Annotated in this window: 6 protein-coding genes; 1 reads left to right on the top strand and 5 read right to left on the bottom strand. The window is 64.7% G+C overall.

The window, feature by feature from the left end; translation table 11 throughout:
- The 5 genes from CH271_RS20735 to CH271_RS20715 form a co-directional block, all read right to left on the bottom strand.
- Nucleotides 1–2,079, bottom strand: a 2,079-nt coding sequence (locus CH271_RS20735; RefSeq protein WP_094634686.1) for a heavy metal translocating P-type ATPase, incomplete at its 3' end; no start/stop codon positions are given.
- A gap of 34 nt (nt 2,080–2,113) precedes the next feature.
- A complete protein-coding gene (locus CH271_RS20730) occupies nt 2,114–2,344 on the bottom strand; it encodes a heavy-metal-associated domain-containing protein (protein ID WP_027494143.1) in 231 nt (76 codons plus the stop codon).
- A gap of 156 nt (nt 2,345–2,500) precedes the next feature.
- The gene (locus tag CH271_RS20725) at nt 2,501–3,361 is read right to left on the bottom strand and encodes a hypothetical protein (protein WP_052062047.1); all 861 of its coding nucleotides are present in this window, start codon (nt 3,359–3,361) and stop codon (nt 2,501–2,503) included.
- A gap of 71 nt (nt 3,362–3,432) precedes the next feature.
- A complete protein-coding gene (locus CH271_RS20720) occupies nt 3,433–3,765 on the bottom strand; it encodes a helix-turn-helix domain-containing protein (protein WP_176457429.1) in 333 nt (110 codons plus the stop codon).
- A 3-nt stretch (nt 3,766–3,768) separates the two neighbouring features.
- Entirely contained in the window at nt 3,769–4,926 is a 1,158-nt protein-coding gene (locus CH271_RS20715) for a tyrosine-type recombinase/integrase (RefSeq protein WP_212669313.1), read from the bottom strand.
- A gap of 100 nt (nt 4,927–5,026) precedes the next feature.
- On the opposite strand from CH271_RS20715, the gene ligD reads away from it, so the two are divergent.
- Nucleotides 5,027–5,953, top strand: a complete 927-nt coding sequence (gene ligD / locus CH271_RS20710) for a non-homologous end-joining DNA ligase (RefSeq protein ID WP_306437413.1) — start codon at nt 5,027–5,029, stop codon at nt 5,951–5,953.
- The last annotated feature ends 47 nt before the right edge of the window (nt 5,954–6,000 follow it).

The following is a 6,000-nucleotide window of genomic DNA, read 5'->3' as shown; positions in this document are numbered from 1 at the left end:
CGCAGCGACGATGATCGTCGACAGCGACATCAGGATCGCGCCGATCGACATGGGCAGCACGAACCCGACCGGCGCGAGCACTCCTGCCGCGAGCGGAACCGAGATGAGGTTGTATCCCGCTGCCCACCAGAGGTTTTGCTTCATCTTTCGGTACGAGGCGCGCGAGAGTTCGATCACCGACAACACCGACCTCGGGTCGTCGCTGGCGAGGATCACTCCGGCCGATGCGATTGCGACGTCGGTGCCGGCCCCGATCGCGATACCGACATCGGCCTGCGCCAGAGCCGGGGCGTCGTTGACTCCGTCGCCGACCATCGCCACCGTACGGCCTTCGCTCTGGAGTTCAGCGACGTTGTGCGACTTGTCTTCCGGTTTCACCCCGGCGAAGTAGCGGTCCACACCGAGCTCGGTGGCGACGGACTTCGCGACGGCGTCGGCATCACCGGTGATCATCACGACCGCGATTCCTCGCGCGTGCAGCGCGTCTACCGCAGTGCGTGACTCGGACCGGATCTCATCGGCGAGCGCGAGGGCACCGATCACGGCCCCGTCGGCGAGGACGTGCAGGATGATCGCCCCGTCCCCGCGCCACCGGTCGGCGACAGCGAGTTCGGATCCGTGTTCCTGCTCGAGCAGTGCCGGCCCGCCGACCTGGATCCGGACGCCGTCGACGTCGGCTGCGACCCCGACGGCGGGGGACGACTGAAAGCCGGCTGCAGCCGGGACCGTCAGGTTCCGCGCGCGTGCGGCCTCGACGATGGCACGGGCGAGTGGATGTTCGGAATCTGCTTCTGCGGCAGCGGCCAGCGCGAGAACGTTGTCGGCGGTGCGCCCGCCGGTCACCTCGACTGCGGTGACGGTGGGTTCACCCTTGGTGAGGGTCCCGGTCTTGTCGAACAGCACGGTGTCCACCGTGCGCATGGTTTCGAGTGCGAGCCGGTCCTTGACCAGAACACCGCCGCGGGCGGCGCGTTCGGTGGCGATGGAGACCACCAGCGGAATCGCCAGTCCGAGTGCGTGCGGGCAGGCGATGACCAGCACGGTGATGGTGCGGATGACGGCGTCGTCGGGCATCCCGGCCAGAGTCCACACCGCAGCGGTGATGATCGCGGCACCGAGAGCGAACCAGAACAGCCAGCCAGCGGCGGTGTCCGCGATGCGCTGAGCGCGCGAGGTCGAGTTCTGGGCGTCGGCGACCAGGCGGCCGATGCCGGCGAGGGCGGTGTCCTCCCCTACTGCGGTGACCTTGATGCGGAGACCGGAGTCGGTGGCGACAGTGCCGGCGACGACTTGGTCGCCGTCGCTGCGGCGGACGGTGCGTGATTCGCCGGTGATCATCGATTCGTCCATGCTCGCCGATCCGGAGACGATGGTGCCGTCCGCCGGTACGCGGCCGCCGGGGCGCACGACGACGACATCACCGAGCTGCAGCTCGGACGGGGGCACCGGCACCACATCGTCGCCGTCGACGCGTTCGGCGGTGTCCGGAAGCAGCGCCGCCAACGAGTCCAGAGCGGAGGTGGTCTGCGCGAGGGATCGCATTTCGATCCAGTGCCCGAGCAGCATGATCACGATCAGCAGGGCCAGTTCCCACCAGAAGTCGAGCTGATGATCGAGCAGGCCGAGGCTTGCTCCCATCGACGCGACGAATGCGACGGTGATCGCGAGGGCGATGAGCAGCATCATTCCCGGTGCACGTGAACGGATTTCGCTGACTGCTCCGGAGAGGAACGGGGAACCGCCCCAGGCATACATCACCGTTCCGAGCACCGGGGAGACCCAGGCGATCCACGATGAGTCGGGCAGTGAGTATCCGAGGAGCATCGCGAACATGTTCGAGGCAACGATCACCGGAAGGGCGAGGACCAGCATGATCCAGAACAGACGACGGAACATGCCGACGTGGTCCCCATGACCGGCGTGGCCACCGTGACCGGTATGGCCTTCGTGACCGGTATGGCCTTCGTGTTCCTTCTCGCCATGGCCGGAGTGGGCTGCGCTGTGTTCGGATGCATCGTGGCCCGGCAGCGTGCCCGCTGTCTCGGCTCCGCCAGCGTCGGCATGTGTGTGGTTGTTCATCGCGGGAAATCCTTCTCTCCACCAGGTTCAGCGGTTACGCGGTGCGCGAATCTTTGGGTTGCGGTTCGACTGTGTATCCAGCCTCGCGGACAGCTGCGATGACACCGGCGTGGTCGGGCACGTCAGCACTTGTCACCGTCAGAGTTCCCGCAGCTGCAGATGCCTCGACCGTGTCGACTCCTGCAACGGTGCTTACTTCCTCCCGGACTGCCGCTTCGCAGTGACCGCAGGTCATGCCCGTGACTTTGTAAACCGTGGTGATCATGTCGCGCTCCTCTGGCTGCTTAGATACCCCCTGGGGGTATCTCGATGACATGTCGACCATACCCCCTCCCCGTATGTTTCGGAAGGCCGTTGGCTGCGTCGAGTGGCTTACGAACCTGCGGCGAAGACCAGTCCGTTGGCCGAACTTCGGATCGAGTCATGGTGCGGTGGGGTCTACGTCGAATCGGCCTGGGTGCGCAGTCCTGACATAGCGGACCGCAGTGGTGGTGCCGATACCGAACACGGTCATCAGGGCAACTGGGTCGCCACTGTGGGCGGCCTCGTCGAGGATGCGATCGACACGCAGTTCGCGGGCGGTGATGCCGAGGTCACGGAATGGCCGGGTGATGTAGTGGCGACTGCCCGGCAGTGCGGTAGGCGCAGTTATCCGGGTGATCAGCAAGTACGGATTCGTGCTGGTCGGCCACCGCAGCTGACGGTAGATCAGCCAGTCGCGGAGCACCTCAGCGGTGAACTCGTCCAACCAGAACGTGTGGCGGGTGTGCGTACGGGTGACGGTTGCTCGTCCTGCCGAACGGTCGAGATGGTCGAGTCGGAAGCCGATGACCTCTTCGATCGTCAGCGCGTGGACCGCGACGAGCGCCAGAATCACCCGGTCATCGGGCCTGCTCAGCTGATCGAACAGCCCATGCACGCGGTCGGACGGCAACGGTCTGAGGATCCTGCGGCTGTACCGACCAGCGACCTCTCGGGCAGGGTCGGCGAAGATGCGACGTTCGCGTTTGAGTCCGCGGAAGAGCGACCTCAGGGCCGTGTGCACGTTGTGTCTCGACTGCCCTGAGTGACGGCTCAGCGCGCGCTCGATGTCGACAGTTTCGACAGATCGCAGGCTTTGGTGTGTCTCAGCCCATTCGTGCAAGACCGGTTGCGCGAAATTGAGATAGAGGGCAATGGTCACTTCCGTCAGCGGTCTGGACTTACGTCGACCGCGGCCGCCCAACGCAGTGACCCACGCCTGCACGTCGTCGCGGAACTGCGCGGGTGTTTGCTCGATCATCCGTATGGTGCGCTCGGTGTGCCGGGCGGCATTACTTGCCGCCACCCCATCGGCAGGGTTTCGTTCCGACATCAGTTGGGAGGTGGGACGCGGCGGGCTCCGCGCTTCCTGGTCCCGGTAGCGGGTGCGGCCGGGCCCGACCGATCACCGATTGCGCGTGCTGGAGCTGCGTCGAGATCCACGCTGTGAACAGCTTCCGCCAGCATCAGATCACCGACAGTGCAGTTCAACGCCGCACAGATCTTGTCCAGGTCATCGAGACGGATCGTGACCGGCGCCGAAGACCACAGGGCCGCAGTCTTGCTCAGTGACGGGTGGAAGTCGACCTGCTCGAATGCTTTGAGTAGCTGCGTCGGACGCCAGATGTCGCGTTGCGTCGCGACCATGCGCAGGTTCCATTTCATCTTCTAATTCTCCGTACTCAAGCGCCGCACGGCGCGTTGTGTCGACTCGATGACAGACCGTTCCGGGTCGGCTCCGGCCGACGCCAAATAGCCCACAGTGGTGCTCGCCCATTCGTGGCCGAGCATCTTCTGCACATCCCACAAGGGCATGCCTTGTTGGTAGTTGTGGGTGGCGCAGGCGTGACGCAGCAGATGGGGGTAGAGCTCCCGCACCGGGCCGTTCAGATGAAGGTGCGACGCAGCTTTGAGATTGCGGCGGAAAGTCGAGGGCTGAATCGCGGGTGCAACGGCGAGGTTGAGCGCCGCGACGGCGGTCGGCAAGCGTTCCGATGGCCACAACGGTGCGCCCGCGTCGGTCGGGTCGTCGCTGAACTCGCCCCGGATCTGTTCGAGATACCACCACAGCAGCTCTCTCCCCTCTTCGAAGAGAAACGCTTGCCGTTCGCGTGGACCTGATCCGCGAGCGCCCTTACCCACGACGACGAAGCGGCCCCACTGTCCCGCTTCCCAATGAATGTCGCCGATCCTCACCGCACACAGCTCCGACGCGCGCGCACCGGACAGGTACGCAATCTTCGCCATGGTGTAGTCGCGCGCGCTCACGTGGTACTTGCGTGAGCGCGGCAGGGCCTCTCTCCACTCGGCGAAGAACGCTGTCATCGCTCGTCGAGTGGGAGGAATCCGCAGCGCGAAATCACCCCTGTGTCTCGGCCGGTTGAACGGGTCGACCGGCGACTCGACACCGACACCGAACGCTCGGAGCAGCTCACCGGCGTAGCGGTGCTCGAGGAATCGGTAGTAGTTGTCGATCTGAACTGTCTTCTTGCGGATGGTTGCGTGACTGCGCTTACCGGGACCGGCAAAGTACTGATCGAACTGCTTCTGGGTCAATCGCCATGGCACACAATCGAAGTAATCGCATATCTCGATCACGGGATACATGATTCTCTGCAACGTCGCCGGGCTCAGACCCGCCACATCTCTGGCCCATCCGTATTCGACCAGCGTGTTACGGAAGAAGTCGTGTTCGTCGTCCCCTGACGCCGACGCCAGCCGCTGCAGCGATTCGACGTCCGCAAGTTCCCCACTGCCGACCCGCGCGGCACTCGATGCGCCGTCGGCAGCGATACGTCGCTGCCGACGAGTAGCGAAATCTGACACGAACAGTGAACTTATGCGAGGAACTCGCAGAATCTACGAGTAACTGATGAAATTTGAGCGACCACGGAATGAAGAAGAATCGTTGCTCTGACCAGGGAACCTGGGCTTACACCGGTTCCTGGCAGCCGATCGAACCCGTGCGGACTCCAGTGGCCAACGCGGGGTCAGCGTTGTCGACGGCACATCGCGGGTGAAGATGTTCTCGCGCAACGGAAACGACATCACCGCCTCGTTCCCGGACGTGGCGGCGGCGTTGTCGGATACGACGGCAGGTCGATCGGTGACCCTGGACGGCGAGTTGGTGGCACTGGATTCGGGCGGTCGGCCCGATTTCGGGCTGCTTCAACGCCGAATGCATGTCGCGCGCCCGTCGGCGGCGTTGCTGCGGTCGACCCCGGTGACGTATTTCGTGTTCGATGTCCTCGACGTCGACGGCGAATCGGTCCGGACGCTGCCCTATACGCAGCGGCGTGCGTTGCTCGAGGGCCTCGGCGTGGCCGACGGGCGGCGGGTACAGGTGCCGCCGACCATGACGGGAGTCGACGGTGAGACGTTGATGGGCATTGCCGCCGATAACGGCATCGAGGGGGTCGTGGCAAAGAAAGCGGAGTCGGTGTACCGATCGGGGATCCGGTCGCCGTCGTGGATCAAGGTACCGATCCGGAACACACGCGAAGGCGTGATCTGCGGATGGGTTCCGACGGGCGGTCGCGCCGGCGGGACACTGGCGGCGCTGCTTCTCGGAGCGTACGACGAGGCGGGCGAGTTGGTCTACATCGGCCGTGTGGGAACGGGTTTCACCGATCGAATGCGCCGCGAACTGCGGAGCGCGCTCACCGAGCGCACTCGTCCGGACAGTGCGCTGCACGGTCCGGTTCCGCGCACCGACGCAGTCGGAGTGTCCTGGGTGACACCGGAATTGGTGGCGACCGTGGAATACCGCGAACAATCGGCAACGGGGCGTTTACGGCATCCCGCATTCAAAGGAATCCGATCCGACATCGCTCCCCGCGACGTCGTGACATGAAAGGGTGCAGCTCATCGCCACATTCGTTGGTTACGCTGGCCGGTAAC

Origin of the sequence: Rhodococcus sp. 05-340-2 (assembly GCF_002258915.1) — a bacterium.
Classification (GTDB): domain Bacteria; phylum Actinomycetota; class Actinomycetes; order Mycobacteriales; family Mycobacteriaceae; genus Rhodococcoides.
This window is presented reverse-complemented; position numbering and strand designations above follow the sequence as displayed.